This window comes from Flavobacterium kochi (genome assembly GCF_048286715.1).
In the GTDB taxonomy this organism is placed as follows: domain Bacteria; phylum Bacteroidota; class Bacteroidia; order Flavobacteriales; family Flavobacteriaceae; genus Flavobacterium.
Genome location: NZ_JBLVPW010000001.1, coordinates 342,596 through 366,249, shown reverse-complemented (window position 1 = coordinate 366,249; position 23,654 = coordinate 342,596). Strand labels below are relative to the sequence as shown.

Sequence of the window (23,654 nt, the reverse complement as noted above, 5' to 3'; positions counted from 1 at the left end):
ACCTGAAAAAGTGTCGTTTTTTTATTTATTTTAATGAAATTTCTATTCACTCAAAGCATCCCAGCCACGCGCTTTTAAGGCGATTTTTGTATTGGCTCGGGTAACTAAATGGATCCCTTCGCTTTCTTGCGTCATGTGGCCAATAATGGTAAAATTTGGATTTCCTTTTATTTTTTCAAAATCTTCCATGGCAATGGTGAAAAGCAATTCATAATCTTCACCTCCGTTTATTGCAACTGTTGTACTGTCGATATTGAATTCTTCACAGACATTAATAAATTGAGGGTCGATTGGTAATTTGTCTTCATATAAATTACAACCCACTTTGGATTGCTTGCACAAATGCATAATTTCGGATGACAATCCATCAGAAATATCAATCATTGAAGTTGGTTTTATCTCCAAAGCGTGTAATAGGGTACGTACGTCTTTTCTGGCTTCAGGTTTTAATTGACGTTCTATCAAATAGGTGTAAGCATCCAAATCCGGTTGTGAATTTGGGTTGACCTGAAAAACCTGTTTCTCACGCTCCAAAACCTGCAATCCCATGTACGCAGCTCCAATATCTCCGGTTACAACTAATAAATCAGTTTGCTTGGCACCGTTTCTGTACACTATTTCATCTTCAGCAGCTTCGCCAATGGCGGTGATGCTGATTATTAATCCTTTTTGTGATGAGGTAGTATCGCCACCAATAACGTCTACATTGTATTCGCGGGCCGCATGTGTTATTCCAGCAAACAATTCTTCTAACGCTTCCAAAGGAAAACGATTGGACACTGCAATTGAAACCGTAATTTGTGTTGGTTTTGCATTCATCGCGCAAATGTCAGAAACATTAACCACGACTGCTTTGTAGCCTAGATGTTTTAGCGGCATATAGGCCAAATCAAAATGCACACCTTCAATCAATAAATCGGTAGATACAACTACTTTTTTATCTTTGAAATCCAAAACGGCAGCATCATCTCCGATTCCTTTTAAAGTCGAAGATTGGTTGATTTCAAAGTTTTTTGTCAAATGGTCTATCAACCCAAATTCTCCTAACTGAGCTATACTTGTACGTTGTGGGGTTTTATCTTCAATCATTTTTTTCTTTTGTTTGAGGTTGCAAATATACGAAGAAATATTCGCCTTGAATTGGATCCTTTTTTATGAATTTTATCCGACCTTTAGAGTATTAAATTTATGAAAATGAAGTCATTCGATATTGTCACACTTACGGTTAATCCAGCCTTGGACAAAAGTGCCCATTTTAAAGGATTGGTGCCTGAACAGAAAATACGATGTGATGAGCCACGTTTTGATGCCGGAGGAGGAGGGATAAACGTGTCTAAGGCAATTTCTCGTTTAGGCGGAACTTCTTTAGCAGTATTCACTAGTGGCGGACCGACAGGTAAAATGCTTGAAGAGCTGGTGCGTAAGGAAAAAATAGAATATGAAGCTGTAACAATACAGAGTTGGACAAGAGAAAGCTTTGTTGCTGTAGATGATAATACCAACTTACAATACCGTTTTAGTTTCAAAGGAGCCGAAATAACGGTGTTGGAAAAAGACAAAATCATTCAGACAATTCAAAATTTAAAATCTAAGTACTTAGTTGTTAGTGGGGGGGTGAATGAAGGACTGTCATCGGATTTTTACCAGGTTTTTGCCGGTATTGCGAAAGAATCCAATTCAAAATTGATTGTTGATACCTCGGGTGAAGCTTTGAAAAAAGTATTAGATACCGGTGTGTATATGATAAAACCGAATGTGGGTGAATTAGCGAAACTTATAGGTGTGGAAAGCCTTGAGATTGAAGAGGTAAACGAAGCCGCAAAACAAATAATTGCCAAAGGTGGCGCCGAAATCGTAGTCGTTTCCCTTGGTCCACAAGGTGCAGTATTGGTTACAAAAGATTCCTATGATTTTGTTCCTGCTCCCAATGTGGTCAAAAAAAGTACCGTAGGTGCTGGGGATAGTATGGTTGGTGGAATGGTTTGGGCACTTTCGCAAAATAAAAGCCTGAAAGAAGTAATCCGTTGGGGTGTTGCCTGTGGATCTGCAGCAACGATGAATGAAGGAACCCAATTATTTAAATTTGAAGATGCAAAACGATTATTTGAATGGTTGAAGAATAAATAAAAAAACCTGATGCCATTTACGTCATCAGGTTTCATTTATAATTAAAATAATTTTTAATCGTTCAGCTTCAGTACAGCCATAAACGCTTCTTGCGGAATTTCGACATTCCCAACAAGTCTCATACGTTTTTTACCTTTTTTCTGTTTTTCCAATAATTTACGTTTACGAGAAATATCCCCGCCATAACATTTGGCAGTTACATCTTTACGTAACGCTTTAATGGTTTCACGCGAAATTACTTTAACACCGATTGCCGCTTGAACAGGAATGTCAAACTGCTGGCGTGGAATTAATTCTTTCAGTTTTTCACACATTTTTTTACCAATCTGATACGCGTTGTCTGCATGCATTAATGATGACAAAGCATCAACAATGGTAGCGTTCAACAATATATCTACTTTTACCAAGTTGGAAGTTCTCATCCCTATTGGCGTATAATCAAATGAAGCATACCCTTTAGAAACTGTTTTCAATCGGTCATAAAAGTCAAATACAATCTCAGCCAGTGGCATATCAAAAGTTAACTCTACACGTTCTGTGGTCAAATACGTTTGATTGGTGATCAAACCTCGTTTTTCGATACACAAACTCATTACATTTCCAACATAGTCGGCTTTAGTGATGATAGTTGCTTTTATAAAAGGCTCTTCGACATGATCTAAACGAGAAGGCTCAGGCAAGTCCGAAGGATTATTTACTATAAGTGGTGTTTCAGGATGTTTTTTGGTGTAAGCCAAATACGAAACGTTGGGAACCGTAGTAATAACAGTCATGTTAAACTCACGCTCCAGTCGTTCCTGGATAATTTCCATGTGCAACATTCCTAGAAATCCGCAACGGAAACCAAATCCCAATGCTGCTGAACTTTCGGGTAAAAATACCAAAGAAGCGTCATTCAACTGCAATTTTTCCATAGAGTTTCTCAGCTCTTCATAATCTTCTGTATCTACGGGGTAGATTCCTGCAAAAACCATCGGTTTCACATCTTCAAAACCGTGAATTATATTTGTTGTTGGAGTTTTTGCATCCGTCAGTGTATCACCTACTTTTACTTCTTTTGCTTCCTTAATTCCGGAAATTAAATAGCCAACATCACCTGCTGAAATTACTTGTTTCGGAACTTGATTTAGTTTCAATGTGCCAATTTCATCTGCAAAATATTCGTTTCCGGTAGCCATGAATTTAATCTTTTGACCTTTTCTTATTTGCCCGTTTTTTACTCGAAAAATAACTTCGATTCCACGAAACGGATTGTAATGGGAGTCAAAGATTAAGGCTTGTAACGGTTCGTCAATATTTCCTGTTGGAGGAGGAATTCTTTCGATAATTGCCGCCAAAATATTTTCCACACCCAAACCGGTTTTACCGGAGGCATGAATAATATCTTCTAATTTGCAACCTAATAGATCTACAATATCATCGCTTACTTCTTCAGGATTCGCACTTGGTAAATCCACTTTATTCAAGACCGGAATAATTTCCAGGTCATTTTCAAGAGCTAAATATAAATTTGAAATGGTTTGTGCCTGGATACTTTGTGCTGCATCTACAATCAAAAGTGCGCCTTCACAAGCTGCAATTGAACGGGAAACCTCATATGAAAAATCCACGTGTCCCGGAGTGTCAATTAAATTCAAGATATATTCTTGCCCTTTATAAGTATATTCCATCTGGATTGCATGACTTTTTATTGTAATGCCACGTTCGCGCTCCAGGTCCATGTTATCAAGCAATTGCGCTTTTTCTTCACGAGCGGTAACCGTTTGTGTTGCGCCTAATAATCGGTCAGCAAGTGTACTTTTTCCGTGGTCAATGTGTGCAATAATGCAAAAATTCCGTATATGTTTCATTTTCTGTTTGTATCAAATTTATATGTCATGCTGACCGAAGTCGAAGCATGGGCGCGACCGTAAGGTCTGGATTTTCACTACATTCTTTTCGTTTTTAAAGAAAAATGGAAAAAAAATTCGCTGCAATCCTTCAGGCAATTGCCAAATAGCACCAATTAATCTGCAAATATAAGCTAAATTCAACAGTTTCAAAGTGTCGAATTCGCAAACTAATAGGTTTAATACTAAGTCTTTCTTCTTTCTTCTTTTATCCTTTCATCTAAAAAACGTAATTTTGCAGCAAAATAAATGAAGATGGTCAAGATTGGCACTATAATATTACCCGAATTTCCTTTACTTCTCGCACCTATGGAAGATGTGAGCGATCCGCCTTTTCGCAGATTGTGCAAAATTCATGGCGCTGATTTGATGTATTCGGAATTCATTTCTTCTGAAGGATTGATTCGGGATGCGATCAAAAGCCGAATGAAATTAGATATCTTCGATTACGAAAGACCTGTTGGAATCCAGATTTTTGGAGGTGATGAAGAAGCCATGGCGATGTCCTCAAAAATTGTTTCCGCTGTAAACCCTGATTTGATAGATATTAATTTTGGTTGTCCTGTCAAAAAAGTGGTTTGCAAAGGTGCTGGTGCCGGCGTTTTAAAAGACGTTGATTTGATGATTCGTTTGACTCAGGCTGTTATCGATAGTACTCATTTGCCTGTAACGGTAAAAACGCGTTTAGGTTGGGACGATAATTCGATTAATATTGATGAGGTTGCAGAGCGTCTGCAAGATATTGGTGTTGCAGCTTTGAGTATACACGCCAGGACACGTGCCCAAATGTATAAAGGACATTCGGATTGGTCTCATATCGCCCGAGTAAAAAATAATCCTAGAATTACCATGCCTATTTTTGGAAACGGTGATATTGATTCTCCAGAAAAAGCATTGCACTATAAAAACGAATACGGTATCGACGGAATTATGATTGGTCGGGCTGCCATTGGATATCCATGGATTTTTAACGAAATCAAGCATTATTTCAAAACAGGCGAACATTTACCAAAACCTACCGTTGTCGATCGAGTGGAAGCAGTTCGAAATCACCTCACGTGGGCAATGGAATGGAAGGGAGAAAGATTGGGAATTGTTGAAACAAGACCACATTACACCAATTATTTTAAAGGAATTCATTCTTTCAAAACCCATAAACAAAAATTAGTAACGCTGGATCGCCCTGAAGAGTTGTTCGCTACTTTGAATGAGATTGAAGAGGCGTATGCGGGTTATGAGGTTGTTTAAAATAAAAAATGCCCCCAAATAGTATCTTTTTGGGGGCAGTTCTTTGTTACATCTTTTTTATACTTCAACACGTTTCCACTTTCCTCTTTTATAGAGCACAATACTTGCTAAAGTGATTGCTGTTTCGGCTATAGGAATCGCTATAAAAACACCAGTTGGTCCCATTTTATAATATTTGGATAATAAATAAGCCAATGGAATTTGGAATAACCAGAATCCGAAAAAATTAATCATTGTTGGAGTCCAGGTGTCGCCTGCGCCATTGAACGTATTAATTAACACCATCCCAATTCCGTAAAAAACATAACCCAAACACATTGTTTGTAATGCTTCAACGGCAATCTTTTGCACGATAAGATCATTAGTGAAAAATGAAATTAGAGCACTAGAAAAAACCAATGTAATAACTGTAATGATTGCCATAAAAATCACGTTGTACTTTGCGGTGATAAAGACCGATTTTTCGGCACGTTCAATTTTTTTTGCACCTAAATTTTGACCTACCAAAGTGGCTGCGGCATTACTTAATCCCCAAGCAGGAAGAATAAAAAACATCATGATGCGCAATGCAGTTTGATATCCCGCAGAACCATGATCTCCACCGGTCGTGGCGACCAAGTGAGCCAGAAATATCCAGCTGCAGGAAGCAATTACAAATTGTAATACTCCAGGGGCAGCGATTTTTACCAATGCTTTAATTTGTTCCGGATCTGGAATAAAATAAGAAGGTATGATTTTTAAAATTCCTCTGCCGTTAAATAAATGATACAGTTGGTACGAAACACCAATGCTTCTTCCGATAGTTGTTGCCATTGCGGCACCCGTTAATCCAAAAGCAGGAATGGAACCAAATCCATTAATTAATAGGGGACATAAAATAATGTTGCAAATATTAGCTAACCAAAGACTTTTCATAGCAATTGCAGCATTTCCTGCGCCACGAAATATTCCGTTAATAAGAAACAGCAGCATGATGCATAAACTTCCGCCCATCATAATTCGAGTGAAGTTTACCCCATATTCAGCTGCTTCAACGGAGGCTCCCATAAATGACAAAATATCTTTGGCATAAATAAAACCAAAAACGCTAATTATTGTGTTAATAACGAATGCAATAATGATGGCTTGCATTCCTGCTTTTGAGGCGGCAACAGGATCTTTTTCGCCAATTCGACGAGCAACAACCGCAGTAGCGGCCATACTAATTCCGATAGCAATAGAATAAACAATCGTAATTACTGATTCTGTTAATCCAACCGCTTGAATAGCATAACTGCTTTGCTCTAAATGGCCGACAAAATATAAATCGACTAAAGCGAAAACCGATTCCATAAGCATTTCCAACACCATCGGAATAGCTAGAAGAATTACTCCTTTTTTGATACTTCCAGAGGTGTAATCAAAAGATTGATTTCCTTTGATAGCTTGTTTTAATGTTGTGAAAATTCGAGAAAATAAGTTTTTTTCTAATGTTGTTCCTGTCATGATATATTAGGATAATGAGATGGTCAGTCCAGACGTATTAGCGGGACATAAAAGTAAATAAAGGGATCCTAATTATTCGAAAAATCAGGAAAGACTAGACAGAAACTATCATGGCGTTTAGATTTTAACAAAAGTAAATGTAAATATTCTTTTTAATTAAAAAAATTAATCCAACAACTTCTTGCTTACGCGGCTACTGGCAATCAGCGATGCGATAAAACCAAGCGTGACAATAGTTCCCAAAACAATTAACAGGTTCTCAAGGGAGAAAACGACAGGATAAGCTAACGTAGGGGTAATCATAACGAGTTGGAAATGTTGCTGTAGCAACACAATTACAATTCCCAAAACCAACCCAATAATTCCGCCAAAAACACTCAATAAAGTGCCTTGAAGCAGGAATATTTTTCGCAAATCCTTGATTTCAGTTCCTAGATTAAAAAGGGTTTTCAAGTTTCCTTTTTTATCCAAAATCATCATAATCAAAGCGCCAATTAAGTTGAAAAGTGCTACAATGATTACTAAGGTAAAGATCAAGTACACGGCTATGTTCTCGGTATTCAACATTTTATACAATGATTCATTGAGTTGAGCCCTGTTTTTTACGGTAATGGTATTATCGAAAATGGTTTGTAGTTTGTCTATAATGGCACGTTCATCAGTGCCATTTTTTATTTTAATTTCAATCCCCGAAACCTGATTGGTTTTATATTCCAATAATTCTTGCGCCAAACCTAAATCCGCAAAAACATATTTTGAATCCAAGTCTTCGCTAATAGCATAAATGCCAACAGGAATAATATTGGTTTTGTTAAAAGCTTGTTCGGGATTTTCGATAGCCCCTTTCCCGGGTTTTGGTACTAAAACTTCCAATTGATGATTGAAATCAAGCAATCCCATTGAAAATTTCTGAGCAATTCCGTAACCCACAACTACTTGGTAGGTGTCCGGTTTAAGCCATTGTCCATTGAAAAGCTTTGTTTCTATGGCATTTACTTTACTAAAGTTGGAATCAACCCCTTTGAGATAAGTAACTTCCTGTTTTCCGTCAAAAGTAAATAGAACACGCTCCTCTATTATTTTAGTATAAGAAGCTAACCCGTCAATTTTCTTGATTTGGCCTTCCTGTGTTGGAGAAATAAGAAAGGATTTACCTAAAGTACTGCTTATTTTTAAATCGGGATCAATGTCATTCGTAAATGAAAGACTAAAGACTTTCAGTCCGCTAAAAACGGATAAAACCACAAACAAAGCCATTGCCCCAACAATAATTCCCATACTGGCAATTCGATTGATGATGTTGATCGCATTGTTTTTACTGTTGCTAAGAATATAGCGTTTGGCTATGTAAAGGGGGAAATTCAAACTTTATGAATGTCTGCGTTTTTCTAGAAGATCTCTGTTTTCTATTGGATTTTCCTTATTGTTCAACGCATTGTCAATCTTCTCGATGTAGTCTAAAGAGTCATCAATAAAGAAAACCAAATTTGGCACTTTTCTTAATTGTAAACGAACGCGTTGCGATAAATCGTGTTTTATTAAGGTAGAATTTGTCTTTATTGCTGCCAAAGTTTCCTTAGCTTTATCCTGAGGAAAAATGCTTAAATGTACTGTAGCTACTGATAAATCTGAAGTTACAACAACCTTGGATACTGAAATTATTAAATTGTTAATTCCATTTTTTCTCACTTCACCTTGTAGGATATCAACCAAATCTTTTTGGATAACCCCACCTATTTTTTTCTGTCTATTTGTTTCCATGCTGCAAAAATACTACTTTTAAGTTTTATACAAACAAATTTTCAAATGAACAATCAATTCAAAGCAGAATTTGTTTGATTATCAGGAGTTATTTCCGATTTTCACTATGTCTTTCCTTGTTCAGTTAAAAAAACGAGACAAGGAAAGTATGTCTTTGTAATCGGGACTATGACATTTGGACAAAATAAAATTTCAATTTTCAGAAACTTTTAAGGGTTTTAAAAAATCAAAAAACAAAATGCAAAGACCTTCATTTTCCATATATGACGCATCGGCTGGTTCCGGAAAAACCTATGCGCTTGTCAAAGAATACCTTAAAATTATTCTTGTTGCCAAGAAAAATGATGCGTACCGAAACATTCTCGCCATTACGTTTACCAATAAAGCGGTACATGAAATGAAAAGTAGAATTGTAGGTAGTTTGTCAGAGTTTGCTAAAGACGAACCGAGTCCCAAAGCACAGGATTTAATGCAGGGTCTGGTACTAGATACGGAACTTTCTATTATTGAAATCAAAACCAAATCACAGCAAATTATCAAACATATAATTCACAATTATGCTGCTTTTGATATTTCGACAATTGATAAATTCACACATAAAGTGATTCGGGCTTTTGCGCATGATTTGAATTTACCAATGACTTTTGAAGTCACGTTGGATACTGAAAATTTATTGATAGAAGCCGTCGATGCGATTATCGCACAAGCCGGAGAAGATGAAACATTAACAAAGCTGTTGATCGATTTCACGATGGAAAAAACCGATGACGACAAATCTTGGGATATTTCACGGGAAATTCTCGAAACCGGTCGTTTGGTCTTAAACGAAAATAACCGGAATGAAATAACTCATTTTCAGGATAAATCCATTGCAGAGTTTGTGGGGATAAAAAACAAACTGGCTGAAGCCTGCAAAGTTTTAGAGAGAGAAAGTGTCGTTATTGCTGAAGAAGCTTTATTGCTAATCGAAAAAAATGGAGTTGATGTCAAATCCTTTTCGGCAGGACATTTTCCAAAACATTTGCTGAGTATTCAAGAAGGGAAATTCAATCCAAAAAACAAAACCTATCACGAATTTGACGATATAAAAATAAATAAAACAGCAAAAGACCGTGTAATTATTGAAAACATAGTTCCTGATTTATTGCAATTTCTAGACAAAGTATATAAAACTTTCGAAAAGATAAATTTCTATAAGGCTTTCTTAAAAAACATTACCCCTTTGTCCTTGCTAAATACGGTCAGTAATGAATTAGCCAAAATTCAGCAAGAACAAAATGTGCTTTCCATTTCTGAATTCAATGCGATTATTCATCGTGAAATTCAAAACCAGCCGGCGCCTTTTATTTATGAACGATTGGGTGAGCGCTACCGTCATTTTTTTATTGATGAGTTTCAGGATACTTCTGAAATGCAATGGCAAAACCTGATTCCGCTTATTGATAATGCGCTTTCGGGTCAGGATGATTTTGGTGTAAAAGGGACTTTGATGATCGTGGGTGATCCAAAACAATCAATTTACCGATGGCGTGGCGGAAAAGCAGAGCAGTTTATAGAGTTGAGTAAAGACCGGAATCCATTCAATAATCCCGATAAAAAACTCGAACATTTAGATAAAAATTACCGGAGTTATTCCCAGATAATCGAATTTAATAATGATTTATTTAAATTGTTGTCTAATGAATTTGTGCATTTGGATTATAAAGATTTGTATGAAAATCACAGTCATCAAAAAACAAATAACAAAACGGGAGGTTATGTAAATATCTCCTTTATTCCTAAAATAGAAGTTTCAGAAGACGATGAAGAGGCTTTGGGTAAAACTGAACTGTATGTTTTAGCTACTTTAAACACTATTCAAAAAGTAATTCAAAAAGGATTTGAATATAAAGATATCGTAATTTTAACCCGAAAGCGAGATCAAGGAATTGCGATTGCAAATTATTTGACTGAACAAGGTATTCCGCTTTTGTCATCGGAAACTTTGATGATTCAAAATGCCACCGAAGTTCGATTGATTATTCATTTATTGAAATACCTGAAAAATAATGCGGATTTGGAATCCAAAGCACATTTTTTACAATATCTCTCTCGAAATGTTCAGGATGAACTGCCTGTTCATGATTTCATTGCCAAAGGAATGTCTTTGTTTCAAGAAAGTGAATTCGAAGAGTGGTTGACGAGTTTTGATATTTCGCTCTCCTTTCAGAATATTAGAAAAAAATCGTTGTATGAGGCGGTTGAAACCATTATTTCTAAATTCCTAAATCCAAAGATAAGTAATGCTTACGTTCAATATTTTCTGGACATTGTTCTCGAACGGGACATTCGCAATCAAGCAGGAATTTCCGACTTCTTAAACTATTGGGATAAAAATGCGGAGAAATTTAGCATTCCGTCTCCTGAAGGGAATAATGCGGTTCGGATTATGACTATCCACAAATCGAAAGGACTAGAATTTCCAATTGTTATTTTTCCTTTTGCCGAGGAAGATTATAATAGAAAACCAAAAGATAAATTATGGCTTAATGCTGAAGAACATGATTTCGGTTTGCCAAAAGTTTTAATAGATAATAGTAGCGCAGTGGAGGGTTTTGGTGAGGAAGCATCAGTCGTTTACAATCAAAAAAAGCAGGAAGAATTATTAGATAACATTAATGTTTTGTACGTGGCTTTAACCCGAGCTGAAGAACAATTGTATGTAATTTCGAATATGAATTTGTCCAGCAAAGGAGAGGTTCCAAAAAACAATATGTGTGCTTTTTTTATTAATTATTTGGGTAGCAAAGGTGCATTCGACGAAAATAAATTGGAATATGAATTTGGAAACCCACTAAAATTATCTTCAGGGCAACAGCATGTTGATACTTCAAAAACGATTCCTTTAGTTTCGGAAATTTTGAATCCAAAGAATATAAAAATAGCACAGCGCGAAGCATTAATGTGGGGAACACTGCAGCAAGAAGCTATAGAATATGGAAATGTTATTCACGAAATTCTATCTTTTGTAAAAACTAAAAATGATGTTGATTTGGCAATAACAAAATCAATTGAAAACGGATTGATTACGCTAAATCAAAAAGAGCTGGTGTATAAAACGATTCAGGAAATTGTAAATCATTTGGAACTTTTAACTTATTTCGCTGAAGGAAATGAAATTTTGAATGAGCAAACCATTATTCAAAAAGAGGGGAAAACAGTAAAACCAGATCGAATGGTTGTAACGAAAAACAAAGAAGTATTGTTGCTGGATTATAAAACTGGAACGCATAATGTTAAATACCAGCAACAATTGGAGAATTATAAAGATGCAATTGAGAAAATGGGATACAAAGTTGTTAAAAAGGCATTGGTATACATAGGGAAAGAAATCGATGTAGTAGATTTGTAAGCTTATATTAAAATCAATAAATAACGGCTTAAATAAATACACAAAATGTACGGAAAAATCAAAGAATACTTACAGACAGAATTGCAAACTATTGAGGACAATGGACTTTTCAAAAAAGAAAGAATCATCACTTCTCCACAAGGAGCAGAAATCACGATTTCAACCGGTGAGAAAGTCTTGAATTTTTGTGCTAATAATTATCTTGGATTGTCATCACACCCGGAAGTAATTCAGGCAGCAAAAGATGCTTTGGATACCCATGGTTTCGGAATGTCGTCGGTTCGTTTTATTTGTGGAACTCAGGATATCCATAAAACACTGGAAAAAAAGATTTCTGAATTTTATGGGACCGAAGATACAATTCTTTATGCAGCAGCTTTTGATGCTAATGGCGGTGTCTTTGAACCTCTATTAGGAGAAAATGATGCAATTATTTCAGACAGTTTGAATCACGCTTCCATTATAGATGGGGTGCGTTTGTGTAAAGCGGCAAGGTATCGGTATGAAAATAGCAATATGGAGGATCTGGAACAGCAACTTATTAAAGCAAATGACGCAGGAAGTCGTTTTAAATTAATTGTTACTGATGGTGTTTTCTCCATGGACGGAGTCGTAGCTCCTCTGGATAAAATTTGTGATTTAGCGGATAAATATGATGCAATGGTGATGGTGGATGAATGTCATGCTGCCGGATTCATTGGTGCAACCGGAAAAGGAACGCTCGAAGCAAAAGGCGTTATGGGAAGAGTAGATATCATTACCGGAACATTGGGAAAAGCATTGGGAGGCGCAATGGGTGGCTATACAACTGCTAAAAAAGAAATTATCGAAATACTACGCCAACGTTCCAGGCCGTACTTGTTTTCTAATTCTCTTGCGCCAGCCATTGTTGGAGCTTCTATAAAAGTTTTTGAATTATTAGAAAAGGATACTTCGTTACGCGATAAGTTAGAATGGAATACAAACTATTTCAAAGCAGGGATGAAAAAGGCAGGTTTTGACATTATTGATGGTGATTCTGCTATTGTTCCTGTAATGCTTTATGATGCAAAATTGTCTCAAACTATGGCAAATGAGCTTTTAAAAAGAGGGATTTACGTTATCGGTTTCTTTTTTCCGGTGGTCCCTAAGGATAAAGCGAGAATTAGAGTGCAACTATCAGCAGCACATACAACAGCCCATCTGGATAAGGCAATTGCTGCTTTTATTGAAGTTGGGCGTCTTTTGGAAGTTGTATAATTTCTGGTGAATGTTATATAATTTCCACTTTGCGGCTATATTTTTGTTTTTTTTTAACATTTCATTTTGTAGTTAAAAATTTACGAGTTACTTTTGTCTGTAATTAACTAAATTGTAATTAAAAAAATTAAGTATGAAACATCTTAACAAACTTTTAGTTGCTGTAATGATGGTGATGGGTTTAAGCTCTCACGCACAAGACAGTAACAATCCATGGGCAATCTCTTTTGGAGTTAATGCTATTGACACCAGAACAAGTGCTGGTGGTGGTCATAATTGGTTAGACAGACATTTTTCTCAGCCTTTCGCTGTTAAAGACAACTGGAATATTCTTCCTTCTGTATCTTATTTAAGCGTATCCAGACACATAGGGGACAATTTTACTTTTGGACTTTCTGGATCAGTAAATAAAATTACAAAAGCAGTTTATTTTCGTCCAACTGCCGTTGGTCATGATTCTCGTGGTTACATAGTAACTAATCCTGGAGATTTAATGTATTACGGTATTGATGGTACAATCAGATACAGTTTAATGAATTTGATCAAATCTAAAGTAATTGATCCGTCTTTAGCTGTTGGTGGAGGTTATACTTTCTTAGGAAAAGATAGTTACGGTACTATTAACCCAGGAGCTGGATTAAATATCTGGTTTACTGAAAATATCGGACTTTCTTTAACAACAACTTATAAAAAATCTTTTGGAGATAGACAAGATAGTAATGGAGTAATTGATTCTCCTTCTTATTTCCAACATACTGCAGGTCTTATTTTCAAATTTGGAGGTAAAGATACTGATGGTGATGGAATATATGACAAAGATGATGCTTGTCCAGAAGTTGCCGGTTTAAAACAATTCAACGGTTGTCCTGATACTGACGGAGATGGAATTCAAGATAGTGCTGATGCTTGTCCAGATGTTGCTGGTTTAGCTGCATTGAACGGATGTCCTGATACTGATGGAGATGGAATTGCTGATAAAGATGATGCTTGTCCAGATGTTGCTGGTTTAGCTGCATTAAAAGGTTGTCCAGATGCTGACGGAGACGGAGTAGCTGATAAAGATGACAAATGTCCAACTGTTGCAGGTCCTAAAGAAAACGCAGGTTGTCCTTGGCCAGATACTGACGGAGATGGTGTTTTAGACAAAGATGATAAATGCCCAGACGTAAGAGGAACTGTTGCTAATCAAGGTTGTCCAGAAGTTTCAGAAGAAGTTATGAAGACTTTAAATAACTATGGTAAAGTAATCTTGTTTGATTCTGGTAAATCTACTTTCCAAAAAGGTACTTATACTGTTTTGCAATCAATCACATCAATCTTAAAAGAATATCCATATTCTAAATTCATGATTGAAGGTCATACTGATAGTGATGGAAGTAACGCAATGAACCAAACCTTATCTGAAAACAGAGCTGCTGCAGTTAAAAATTATTTAATTGAAAACGGAATTGCTGCTGATAGACTTAGATCTACAGGTTTTGGTGAAACTAAACCAATTGCAACTAACAAAACTGCAAAAGGTAAAGCAATGAACAGAAGAGTTGAAATATCTTTGATCAAAGAATAATTTCTTTCAAAATATTTATAGAAAACGCCTCGATTTATCGGGGCGTTTTTTTTATTTTTATAAAATGACAAATACTTCTTTTTTAGATAAAATAGCCACCGTTTTAATTGAAAACTATTCAGATAATCTTTCAGATACCATTGTCGTTTTACCAAACAAACGGGCGAAAATATTCCTGATCGAAGCTTTAAAGAAACAAGTTTCAGCTAATATCCTTTCTCCTGAAATTATTAGTATCGAAGACTTTGTTCAAGATATAGCGGGTATTCGTACTATTGATCCAATAGAATTACTATTCGAATTCTATGAAGTCTATTTGTCTATTACTGACAAAGTAAGCCAACAATCCTTTGAACTCTTTGCCAATTGGGCAAAAACACTTTTGCAGGATTTTAATGAGATAGATCGCTATTTATTGGAACCATCATATGTTCTTTCGTACCTGAAAGATATCGAAGACATCAAAAAATGGGGAATTGAAGTTGAAAATAAAACAGTCTTATTAGAAAAATATATCGATTTTTGGAAATTACTGCCCAATTACTATCGATCACTTTATACTCATTTATTAAATAAGGGAGTCGGTTACCAAGGTTTGATTTACCGTGAGGCAGTAAATAATCTGAACCATTTTTCGAATTCTGTACAAAACAAACAATTCCTGTTTGCGGGTTTTAATGCACTGAATGCAGCCGAGGAAAAAATAATTCAACACCTTATTGCTTCTGATCAGGCCAAAATATATTGGGATGCAGATCAAACCTTTCTAAATGACCCATATCACGATGCAGGGCTGTTTGTAAGGCGTTTTAAAGAAAGTTGGAAACATTATAAGTCCAATCCTTTTGAATGGATTGTAAATGAGTTTTCACAGACTAAAAACATCCAGGTTATAGGAACACCAAAGACAATTGGTCAAGCCAAAATCGCAGGAAGTATTATTGAAAATGTAGTCAATGAAAATCCCGAAGGTAAACTTGATAAAGTGGCCGTCGTTCTTGGTGAAGAAAATCTTTTAGTGCCGCTTTTGTATTCGTTGCCATCAACTGTTGGTGTATTGAATATAACAATGGGCTATTCGGGTAAGAACAATCCAGCGCAGATTTTGATTGCGAAGTTATTTAAAATGCATACCAATGCACTGTCTAGAAATGCAAAAAATTATGTATTGTATTACAAAGATGTATTGGATATTTTGACACATCCTTTGGTGGAGCCTTACGCGAAAACCAATACTTTGGTCAAAATTATCAATCAAAATAATTACACTTTTATCACCCATCATAAATTGATGGAATTGAATGCAAATCCATCAGAGTTATTTCTTTTGTTATTCCAAAAATGGGAAAACGGATCGATACCAGTATTAGAGACTATTTCTAAATTATTACAAACGATTAAAAACAATTTAAGTAACGACAACGAAGAAGAAAAAATCACGAAGGCTTTTGTTTTTGCTATTTTCAAAGTTATTAATAAATTGATTAATTACTATGCGAAACACGAGCACATCGATAAGATAGAAACACTTTATGCCATTTATAAACAAGTAATTGATTTGGCCGAAGTTTCTTTTGAGGGGGAGCCTCTGAATGGTTTGCAGATTATGGGAGTTTTAGAAAGCCGTGTATTGGACTTTGATACCGTAATTGTTACCTCAATGAATGAAGGGAAATTTCCAGCAGGAAAATCGCAAAATTCATTTATTCCATATGATGTGAAACGGGAATTAGGTTTGCCAACTTTTAAAGAAAAAGATGCGATTTACACCTATCATTTTTATCATTTATTACAACGTGCCAAGAATATTTACCTGCTTTATAATACCGAAAGCGAGGGACTGGATGCTGGTGAAAAAAGCCGATTCATAACACAATTGGAAGTAGAGAAGCAGGTCAATCATACGCTGACACACGAAATCTATAATGCTGTTTTGCCAGAAACGGCTTATCAGCCAATGGTAATTCCGAAGTCGGAAAGTGTTATGGCTCGTTTGAAAGAAATTGCTGGTAAAGGCTTTTCTCCCTCTGCTTTGACCAGTTATATCCGAAATCCAATCCAGTTTTATTTTCAAAAGATTTTGCGCATCAGTGAAGTCGAAGAAGTCGAAGAGAATATTGCTTTAAACACTTTAGGGACTATTATTCACGAAACGCTGAAAGTGCTGTACGAACCATTCGTTGGGAAGTTTGTTTCTGAAAGTGATATCTTAAACTGTTTCAAACAAATCGATGCAGAGGTTCTGAAACAATTCAAATTGGTTTACAAAGAAGGTGAAATCAAAAAAGGAAGGAATTTATTGGCTTTCGAAGTAGCCAAACGGAACGTGTCAAATTTCCTAAAAGTTGAATTAGAAAGCATTAAGAATGGTGATGTAATCAAAATTATCGCTCTGGAACAAACATTCGAGCGGTTATTAAATCATCCTAATTTGCTGTTTCCGGTATTGATAAAAGGAAATGTCGATAGAATTGAAGAACGCAACGGGGTCATCAGAATTATTGATTACAAGACAGGTAAAGTAGAAAAAGCCAGTGTGACTTTAAAGTCATGGAAAGGATTAAGCGAGGATATTAAATTTGATAAAATTATTCAAGTTTTGGCTTATGCTTTTATGTATGAAAATGAAGCAAAGGGAAAGCCGATTGAAGCAGGTATTGTTTCTTTTAAGAATTTGAAAGCTGGTTTTTTACCCTTTAATTTTAAAGAAGAGAAAGAGGCTAATTCAATTATAAACGAGGCAATTTTGAATAATTATCTCGAACAGATTGTTCTGTTGTTGAATGAAATTTTAGATGAGAATATTCCTTTTCTGGAGAAAATAATTTAAATGCCCAGTAGTAAATTATCTAATATCTTTGAGTTTTACAAAAGCACTTTGACGATAACCTTGTCGATAAGCGTCTTGGCATGGGTTTTTGGAGGATTTGAAACGTTCAAATGTGTACTTGTTATTTTCGGTTTCTTGATTAGTATTTTGGTAAAAGAAGTAAATGCTAAGAATGAATATCTGTTTTATTACAATAATGGAATTTCAAAAATGAAGTTATTGACTTTTAGTTTCCTGATGAATTGCGTTTTTTCAATACTTTTCATTTTAGTCATTAATTTAATGCTGCAAGTAATATGACTAAAAGTATCTTAGAAGTTGACAGCGTTCAAAAACAATACAACGGCGAAATCATAATTTCAGATGTGTATTTGAAATGTGAAACTGCTGATATTATTGGCATTTTAGGAGGGAATGGTTCTGGAAAATCGACATTATTAAAAATCATTTTCGGAATTGTAACTGCCGATTTTAAATGTGTTCAGGTAGATGGCGTAGTGAAATTAAAAACCAGTGATTTACTAAATCAAATAAGCTATTTGTCTCAAGATAATTTTATCCCAAATTTATTTTCTGTAAAAAAGAGTATTGAATTGTCTATTGCTAAAGATAAACTGGAGGGATTTTATGCTGATGACATAATTCAAACGATACTTAATAAAAAAATAAAAAATTTGTCCGGGGGAGAATGGCGGTATTTAGAAATTAAATTAATACTCAATAATCCTTCAAAATTTGTTTTGCTTGACGAGCCTTATAATGGTTTGTCGCCAATTATCGTTGAAAAGATAAATAGACTGATAACTGAAATGTCAATCTCAAAAGGAATTATTATTACGGATTATAATTATGAAAATGTGCTTAAAGTTTCTACAAAATTGGCGTTGATGAAAGACGGGAAGCTGTATCATTTAAATGATAAAAGTGAATTGATAAAAAGAGACTATTTGAAATCGGGAATGATTTAAATGCTTTTGAAAAAAGTCAATAGTACTTCTAATAGTTCTGTTTGGTTCTCAATATGACTCATATGTCCGTCTGGAAAAGAAACGAGTTTCACAGCAGTATTTTCTATTTGCTCTTTAGTTTCTTCGTAATTTAAAACAGGATCTTTTTCGCCCAGAATTAATAGTTTTGGATAGTGGGTAAGATGCAATAAAACTTCACGATCTTTTCTTATTTTCATTCCTTCGAGAGAGGCAACAATTCCTTGAAGTGGCGTTTTTAAAGCTTCTTTTTTTACTTTTTCAATTTCTGATGAAAGTATGTCTCTGTTGGATTCGCTGAACAAATTAGCAATTGATAATGAAACAAAATTAATAAAAGATTGTTTTACCGCTTTAATAGCCCGGTCCCGATTTGTTTTTCGTTCCTCGCTATCGGATCTCGTTGTTGAATTTAATAAAACTAATCCTTTTATATTCTCAGGATATAATTCTGCGAAAGCCAAAGCTACGTAGCCACCCATTGAATGTCCGACAAAAATTGCTTTTCTAATGCGTAATTCCGATAAAACGGCACGAATAGCATCCGCATTATCTTCCATAGTTTGTACATAGCTTAAACATTCCGTTTCACCATGACCTAATAAATCAACAGTAATGATGCGGTTTTTTTTAGCAAATTCCGGAATGTAAAAATCCCACATGTCTTTGTTTTCCAGAAAACCATGAAGTAAAACAATAGCGGTCCCTTTTCCAGTATCGGAATAAGAAATATTGGTATTTTTAAAGAGAATTTGTTTCAAGTTTTTTGTTTAAAGTGCAAAAATAACATTTTTATTTTTTAACCATTTAACAAATGTAACTTAATAGGAGTAATTCTAGATGAGTTAAGAGAGCGATAGATTACAGACGGTTTTCAGAAATGGAAACCGTCTGTAATTATTTAAAAAACTAAAAACGATTGTCGCCATCGAGAAGATTTCCTAATCCTCCCAATAAACTACCTTCATCACGGCTGTTTCCGCCAGCTTTTGGAGCGGATGCGATGATTCTGTCTGCCAACCTGCTGAAAGGTAATGATTGTATGTAAACCGTCCCTGGTCCACGAAGTGTGGCGTAAAATAATCCTTCTCCCCCAAAAATGGAATTTTTGATGCCACCAATAAATTCAATATCATAATCGACATCTTTGGTAAAACCTACGATACAACCGGTATCTACTTTTAGGATTTCGCCTGCTGCCAATTCTTTTTTTGCTAATGTTCCCCCTGTATGCACAAACGCCATTCCGTCTCCTTCTATTTTTTGCATGATGAAACCCTCACCGCAAAAAAGTCCGCGTCCCAGTTTTTTAGAAAATTCAATTCCTACGGAAACGCCTTTGGCAGCACAAAGAAAGGAGTCTTTCTGACAAATGAATTTTCCGTCAAATTGGGTTAAGTCAATTGGGATAATTTTCCCCGGATAAGGGGATGCAAAGGAAACTTTGCTTTTAGTATTGCTTTGGTTAATGAATGCAGTCATGAAGAGACTTTCACCAGTTAGTACTCTTTTTCCAGCGCTTAAAAGTTTGCCAAACAATCCGGTTTCTTGTCCGGAACCATCTCCAAAAATGGTTTCCATTTGAATATTATTGTCCATCATCATAAAACTTCCTGCTTCGGCAATTACAATTTCCTGTGGATCCAATTCTATTTCCACATATTGCATTTCCTCGCCATATATATAATAGTCTATTTTGTGTGCTTGCATGATTTCTGTGATTTAAGTTTTTAAATAAGTCGGAAGTTGAATTAAAAAGTTACAGTTTTGCGTTGGATTTTGGAATTGATAGCATTGAATTATAGATTTTCCAGTTGAAGTAAGGGCTGAGAGGGTGGCGAATAACCCAATGCAGCTGGAGTTTATGGGAGTGGGTTAGGCCCAAATAAAAAACGGCCTACATGGTGTAAGCCGTCCCAATTAGATGTATTTTAATGAATTTAACAGTTCATTAAATCTTCAATTTCGTCAACTTCAATAGGAATATTGCGCATCAAATTGAATGGCTCTCCAGTTTCCTGAATAATTACATTGTCCTCCAAACGGATTCCGAAACCTTCGGCAGGAATGTAAATTCCAGGTTCCACGGTGAAAACCATATTGGCCTGCATTGGCTCTATTAAAATTCCATAATCATGAGTATCCAATCCCATATGGTGAGAAGTTCCGTGCATGAAGTATTTTTTGTATGCGGGCCATTCCGGGTTTTCGTTTTGTATATCAGCTTTGTCCAAAAGTCCTAAGCCCAGTAATTCTGAAGTCATGATTTTTCCCACTTCGAAATGATACTGTTTCCAAAGTGTTCCTGGAATAAGCATTTTGGTAGCTTCATTTTTAACTCGTAAAACAGCTTCGTAAACATCTTTTTGTCTGCTGCTGAATTTTCCTGAAACGGGAATCATTCTGGTCATATCACTGGAATAATTCGCGTATTCCGCTGCTACGTCCAATAAAATCAAATCACCTGGGTGGCATTGTTGATTATTTTCTATATAATGCAAAACATTAGCGTTATTTCCTGAAGCGATAATTGGTGTGTAAGCGAAACCTTTGGAACGATTGCGAATGAATTCGTGAATTAACTCGGCTTCGATTTCGTATTCGGTTACATTTGGTTTCACAAATGGCAATAATCTTCTGAAACCTTTTTCAGTGATGTTACAGGCATTTTGGATTAAATCTAGTTCTTCGCTTTCTTTTATAGAACGAAGACGTTGCAATATTGGGTTGCTTTTTGCGACAGTATGGGCCGGATATTTTTCTTTCCACCATTTTACAAAACGGGCTTCACGAGTTTCGGTTTGTACAGTGGCGCGATAATGTTCGTTGGTATTGATATAAATAGTGTCCGAATAGGTCATCATTTCGAATAAAATTTTCTCAAAATCTTGCAGCCAATACACGGTTTTAATTCCTGAAACTTCAAAAGCACGTTCTTTAGTCAGTTTTTCGCCTTCCCAAATAGCAATATGTTCGCTAGTTTCTTTCAAGAATAGCATCTCTCTTTGATGTTCATATGGTGCATCTGGAAAAAGCAATAAAATACTTTCTTCTTGATCTACCCCGCTTAAATAAAAAATGTCTCGGTGTTGTGCAAAAGGCATTGTGCTATCGGCACTTATTGGATAAATATCATTAGAGTTAAAAACGGCGACACTTTTTGGCTTCATTTGAGCCATGAATTTGGTGCGATTTTTTATAAATAAATCCCGGTCAATTTGATGGTATTTCATAACAATTCAGTTTAAACTTTTAATTACTCAAAAATACTAAGTTTAAATCGTTTTTTGTTATGAATTCGACAAATTTTAAATAAAAAAACACAGCGCACTTTGTCTCCCATTCAGTTGCTGCAAAAAAAAAATGCGTAACGTAGACACGGATTTAATCGTAGCGCAATAAATGAGCAGATTCAGTAAACGGATTCTCTGTTTAAATAAAAAAAGCATCCAAAGTTCAATTAAGAATTCCGGGTGCTTTTTTCTAAAGGAGGTGTAATTAATTAACCCATTTATAATAACGCGCTCCTAATAGATTTGGAATTTCTTTTTCTATTCGGTTCAAAATCCATTCGTTTTTGGGCAGTTGAATGCTTTGTTTCTGTTCTTTTTTATGAAGCTTTTCATAAGTTTCGAAATCAATTTCAAAGCTTTCTTCTAAGGTTTCGAAAAGATTAATATTGGTAATTGCGGCTTCCCAGTTTGGTTGAATGGTTCCTTCAAAAACTTTGGATTTTGAACCGCTTCCATAGGCTAAAAATCCAAATTTTAAATTTGAAATTTCTTTCTTAGTATCGTAAAAATGTGCCAAAGTCGAAAGTAATCCCATAAAAATGGAGCCAGTGTATAAATTGCCAATTAAAGAAGAAGCTAATTCAGCAGGCATTAATTTTTCATTTACAAAACGCTGGTATTCTTCAGATTTACTGATTTCTTTCAATTTAGTTTGGTATTCCGAAGCATTTTCATTTCCAGAGATAATTTTGCTTTCGGCATCTAAAGCGTAAATCTCAGATAACATGCGACGCCCTTGAAATGCATATGGTAAATGCATGATTATGCTTTCCCATGAATTATAGATTGTTTCGGAAGTATTTTTTAATTTTTTTAATGAAAAATAGGCGTTTCTGGTACGATCCATATAACATTGGTTGGAGTATTGTCCGTCAAAAACAGGTTGGTCTTTGTGGATTTCTATTTCCGTTTCAAGATTGTCAAACCATGATTCATTGTTTTTATTTCCTGTAATTTCTGCTTTCGGAAGTGTTCTGAACGGTTTGAAAAAGTCAAAAACACCTTTTGTGCTTGTTGCCCAATTATTATCAAATGCAATAATTCTCGGGTTTGAAGTGACTAGCATAGCTAAAGCTCCAGCACCTTGAGTATATTCGCCTGTTGAATTCAAATCGTATTTGGCAAAATCAGTAGTGACAACAATTGCTTTTTTGGTTGGATTCAATTTTATAAAATCGATGCAGTTTTGTAACGCATCAACTCCACCGATGCAAGCGAATGTAAAATCAACTACATCACATTCAGACAAAGTGTTTTCTCCAAATTTTTGTTCCATTAAGGCAATTAAAAAAGAGCTTATTGGTTTTGAATTGTCAATCGCGCTTTCAGTACCAACATATATTCTTGCAATTTCATTTAGATTTAGATTGTTTTCTTGGATCAGTTTTGTCAAGGCGTTGGCGGCAAAAGTGACGGTATCTTGATGGGTATCTGGTAGTGTCATTTTGATTAAACCTAAACCTTTTTCTAATTTTTCAGGTTCAATATTTCTGGCGTTCGCCAAAGTTTTAATAGGTAAGTGTATTTTAGCAACATCAAAAGAGATGGAATCAATTCCTGTTTTCATTTTCAATTTTTTAACATGTAAAGTTAAAATTACACTCTTTATTTGCAATTTTTTTATACACACAAAATGGTAGTTTTTTGTGTTTTTATTGATTTGAAAATAAATAATATTAAAAATTATTGATTTGCTATTTTTAAGGCATTTGAATATCAATAAATAGCTGATTTTGTGATGGCTTATTTATTGTATTTTTATTTTTTGTGTAACTAAATTGCAGTTAATTAATGCTTTAAGTGTTTGTGGTTAAGGATTTGTTACTCTTTTAGGTAGA

Annotated in this window: 16 protein-coding genes; 7 read left to right on the top strand and 9 right to left on the bottom strand. The window is 35.3% G+C overall.

Annotated features, from left to right (window positions below; all coding sequences use genetic code 11):
* Nucleotides 1–42 precede the first annotated feature (42 nt).
* Nucleotides 43–1,089: a thiamine-phosphate kinase gene (gene thiL, locus ACNQGH_RS01515; RefSeq protein ID WP_417954206.1), complete on the bottom strand. Its 1,047-nt coding sequence runs from the start codon at nucleotides 1,087–1,089 to the stop codon at nucleotides 43–45.
* 105 nt (nucleotides 1,090–1,194) lie between these two features.
* On the opposite strand from thiL, the gene ACNQGH_RS01510 reads away from it, so the two are divergent.
* Nucleotides 1,195–2,127 carry a 1-phosphofructokinase family hexose kinase gene (locus tag ACNQGH_RS01510; protein WP_417954205.1) on the top strand — a complete coding sequence of 311 codons (933 nt, stop codon included), beginning with the start codon at nucleotides 1,195–1,197 and terminating at the stop codon, nucleotides 2,125–2,127.
* 53 nt (nucleotides 2,128–2,180) lie between these two features.
* On the opposite strand, the gene lepA is transcribed toward ACNQGH_RS01510, so the two are convergent.
* The gene (lepA, locus tag ACNQGH_RS01505; RefSeq protein WP_417954204.1) at nucleotides 2,181–3,977 is read right to left on the bottom strand and encodes a translation elongation factor 4; all 1,797 of its coding nucleotides are present in this window, start codon (nucleotides 3,975–3,977) and stop codon (nucleotides 2,181–2,183) included.
* Nucleotides 3,978–4,271: 294 nt separating this feature from the next.
* Between lepA and dusB the strand changes: the two genes are divergently transcribed.
* Entirely contained in the window at nucleotides 4,272–5,264 is a 993-nt protein-coding gene (gene dusB / locus ACNQGH_RS01500) for a tRNA dihydrouridine synthase DusB (protein WP_417954408.1), read from the top strand.
* Nucleotides 5,265–5,321: 57 nt separating this feature from the next.
* On the opposite strand, the gene ACNQGH_RS01495 is transcribed toward dusB, so the two are convergent.
* From ACNQGH_RS01495 to rbfA, 3 genes are all read right to left on the bottom strand, one after another.
* Nucleotides 5,322–6,749, bottom strand: coding sequence for an MATE family efflux transporter (locus ACNQGH_RS01495; protein ID WP_417954203.1), 1,428 nt, complete (start codon nucleotides 6,747–6,749; stop codon nucleotides 5,322–5,324).
* Between the two features lie 165 nt (nucleotides 6,750–6,914).
* On the bottom strand, nucleotides 6,915–8,114 hold the full coding sequence (locus ACNQGH_RS01490) for an ABC transporter permease (protein ID WP_417954202.1): 1,200 nt from the start codon (nucleotides 8,112–8,114) through the stop codon (nucleotides 6,915–6,917).
* Nucleotides 8,115–8,117: 3 nt separating this feature from the next.
* Entirely contained in the window at nucleotides 8,118–8,510 is a 393-nt protein-coding gene (gene rbfA / locus ACNQGH_RS01485) for a 30S ribosome-binding factor RbfA (RefSeq protein WP_417954201.1), read from the bottom strand.
* A gap of 238 nt (nucleotides 8,511–8,748) precedes the next feature.
* Between rbfA and ACNQGH_RS01480 the strand changes: the two genes are divergently transcribed.
* The 5 genes from ACNQGH_RS01480 to ACNQGH_RS01460 all read left to right on the top strand — a co-directional run bounded on the left by ACNQGH_RS01480 (nucleotide 8,749) and on the right by ACNQGH_RS01460 (nucleotide 18,505).
* Nucleotides 8,749–11,901 (top strand): UvrD-helicase domain-containing protein, encoded by a 3,153-nt coding sequence (locus ACNQGH_RS01480; RefSeq protein ID WP_417954200.1) that lies wholly within the window; start codon nucleotides 8,749–8,751, stop codon nucleotides 11,899–11,901.
* A 45-nt stretch (nucleotides 11,902–11,946) separates the two neighbouring features.
* Nucleotides 11,947–13,140, top strand: a complete 1,194-nt coding sequence (kbl, locus tag ACNQGH_RS01475; protein WP_417954199.1) for a glycine C-acetyltransferase — start codon at nucleotides 11,947–11,949, stop codon at nucleotides 13,138–13,140.
* 133 nt (nucleotides 13,141–13,273) lie between these two features.
* Complete coding sequence (locus ACNQGH_RS01470; protein WP_417954198.1) at nucleotides 13,274–14,707, top strand: OmpA family protein; 1,434 nt, start codon at nucleotides 13,274–13,276, stop codon at nucleotides 14,705–14,707.
* Between the two features lie 64 nt (nucleotides 14,708–14,771).
* Nucleotides 14,772–17,537, top strand: a complete 2,766-nt coding sequence (locus tag ACNQGH_RS01465) for a PD-(D/E)XK nuclease family protein (protein ID WP_417954197.1) — start codon at nucleotides 14,772–14,774, stop codon at nucleotides 17,535–17,537.
* 296 nt (nucleotides 17,538–17,833) lie between these two features.
* Nucleotides 17,834–18,505 carry an ATP-binding cassette domain-containing protein gene (locus ACNQGH_RS01460; RefSeq protein WP_417954196.1) on the top strand — a complete coding sequence of 224 codons (672 nt, stop codon included), beginning with the start codon at nucleotides 17,834–17,836 and terminating at the stop codon, nucleotides 18,503–18,505.
* On the opposite strand, the gene ACNQGH_RS01455 is transcribed toward ACNQGH_RS01460, so the two are convergent.
* The 4 genes from ACNQGH_RS01455 to ACNQGH_RS01440 form a co-directional block, all read right to left on the bottom strand.
* The gene (locus ACNQGH_RS01455) at nucleotides 18,502–19,284 is read right to left on the bottom strand and encodes an alpha/beta fold hydrolase (RefSeq protein ID WP_417954195.1); all 783 of its coding nucleotides are present in this window, start codon (nucleotides 19,282–19,284) and stop codon (nucleotides 18,502–18,504) included. The two genes, ACNQGH_RS01460 and ACNQGH_RS01455, sit on opposite strands and share 4 nt — an antisense overlap.
* Nucleotides 19,285–19,432: 148 nt before the next feature.
* The gene (locus tag ACNQGH_RS01450) at nucleotides 19,433–20,233 is read right to left on the bottom strand and encodes a TIGR00266 family protein (protein ID WP_417954194.1); all 801 of its coding nucleotides are present in this window, start codon (nucleotides 20,231–20,233) and stop codon (nucleotides 19,433–19,435) included.
* Between the two features lie 230 nt (nucleotides 20,234–20,463).
* Nucleotides 20,464–21,756 (bottom strand): aminopeptidase P family protein, encoded by a 1,293-nt coding sequence (locus ACNQGH_RS01445; RefSeq protein ID WP_417954193.1) that lies wholly within the window; start codon nucleotides 21,754–21,756, stop codon nucleotides 20,464–20,466.
* A 265-nt stretch (nucleotides 21,757–22,021) separates the two neighbouring features.
* Nucleotides 22,022–23,383 carry a hydroxymethylglutaryl-CoA synthase family protein gene (locus ACNQGH_RS01440; RefSeq protein WP_417954192.1) on the bottom strand — a complete coding sequence of 454 codons (1,362 nt, stop codon included), beginning with the start codon at nucleotides 23,381–23,383 and terminating at the stop codon, nucleotides 22,022–22,024.
* Between the last annotated feature and the right edge of the window lie 271 nt (nucleotides 23,384–23,654).

Coding starts and splice junctions, on each gene's coding strand:
- kbl (WP_417954199.1), top strand. CDS start 11,947: ATGTACGGAAAAATCAAAGAATACTTACAGACAGAATTGCAAACTATT.
- ACNQGH_RS01465 (WP_417954197.1), top strand. CDS start 14,772: ATGACAAATACTTCTTTTTTAGATAAAATAGCCACCGTTTTAATTGAA.
- ACNQGH_RS01495 (WP_417954203.1), bottom strand. CDS start 6,749: ATGACAGGAACAACATTAGAAAAAAACTTATTTTCTCGAATTTTCACA.
- dusB (WP_417954408.1), top strand. CDS start 4,272: ATGGTCAAGATTGGCACTATAATATTACCCGAATTTCCTTTACTTCTC.
- ACNQGH_RS01440 (WP_417954192.1), bottom strand. CDS start 23,383: ATGAAAACAGGAATTGATTCCATCTCTTTTGATGTTGCTAAAATACAC.
- ACNQGH_RS01450 (WP_417954194.1), bottom strand. CDS start 20,233: ATGCAAGCACACAAAATAGACTATTATATATATGGCGAGGAAATGCAA.
- ACNQGH_RS01480 (WP_417954200.1), top strand. CDS start 8,749: ATGCAAAGACCTTCATTTTCCATATATGACGCATCGGCTGGTTCCGGA.
- ACNQGH_RS01460 (WP_417954196.1), top strand. CDS start 17,834: ATGACTAAAAGTATCTTAGAAGTTGACAGCGTTCAAAAACAATACAAC.
- lepA (WP_417954204.1), bottom strand. CDS start 3,977: ATGAAACATATACGGAATTTTTGCATTATTGCACACATTGACCACGGA.
- rbfA (WP_417954201.1), bottom strand. CDS start 8,510: ATGGAAACAAATAGACAGAAAAAAATAGGTGGGGTTATCCAAAAAGAT.
- thiL (WP_417954206.1), bottom strand. CDS start 1,089: ATGATTGAAGATAAAACCCCACAACGTACAAGTATAGCTCAGTTAGGA.
- ACNQGH_RS01510 (WP_417954205.1), top strand. CDS start 1,195: ATGAAGTCATTCGATATTGTCACACTTACGGTTAATCCAGCCTTGGAC.
- ACNQGH_RS01470 (WP_417954198.1), top strand. CDS start 13,274: ATGAAACATCTTAACAAACTTTTAGTTGCTGTAATGATGGTGATGGGT.
- ACNQGH_RS01445 (WP_417954193.1), bottom strand. CDS start 21,756: ATGAAATACCATCAAATTGACCGGGATTTATTTATAAAAAATCGCACC.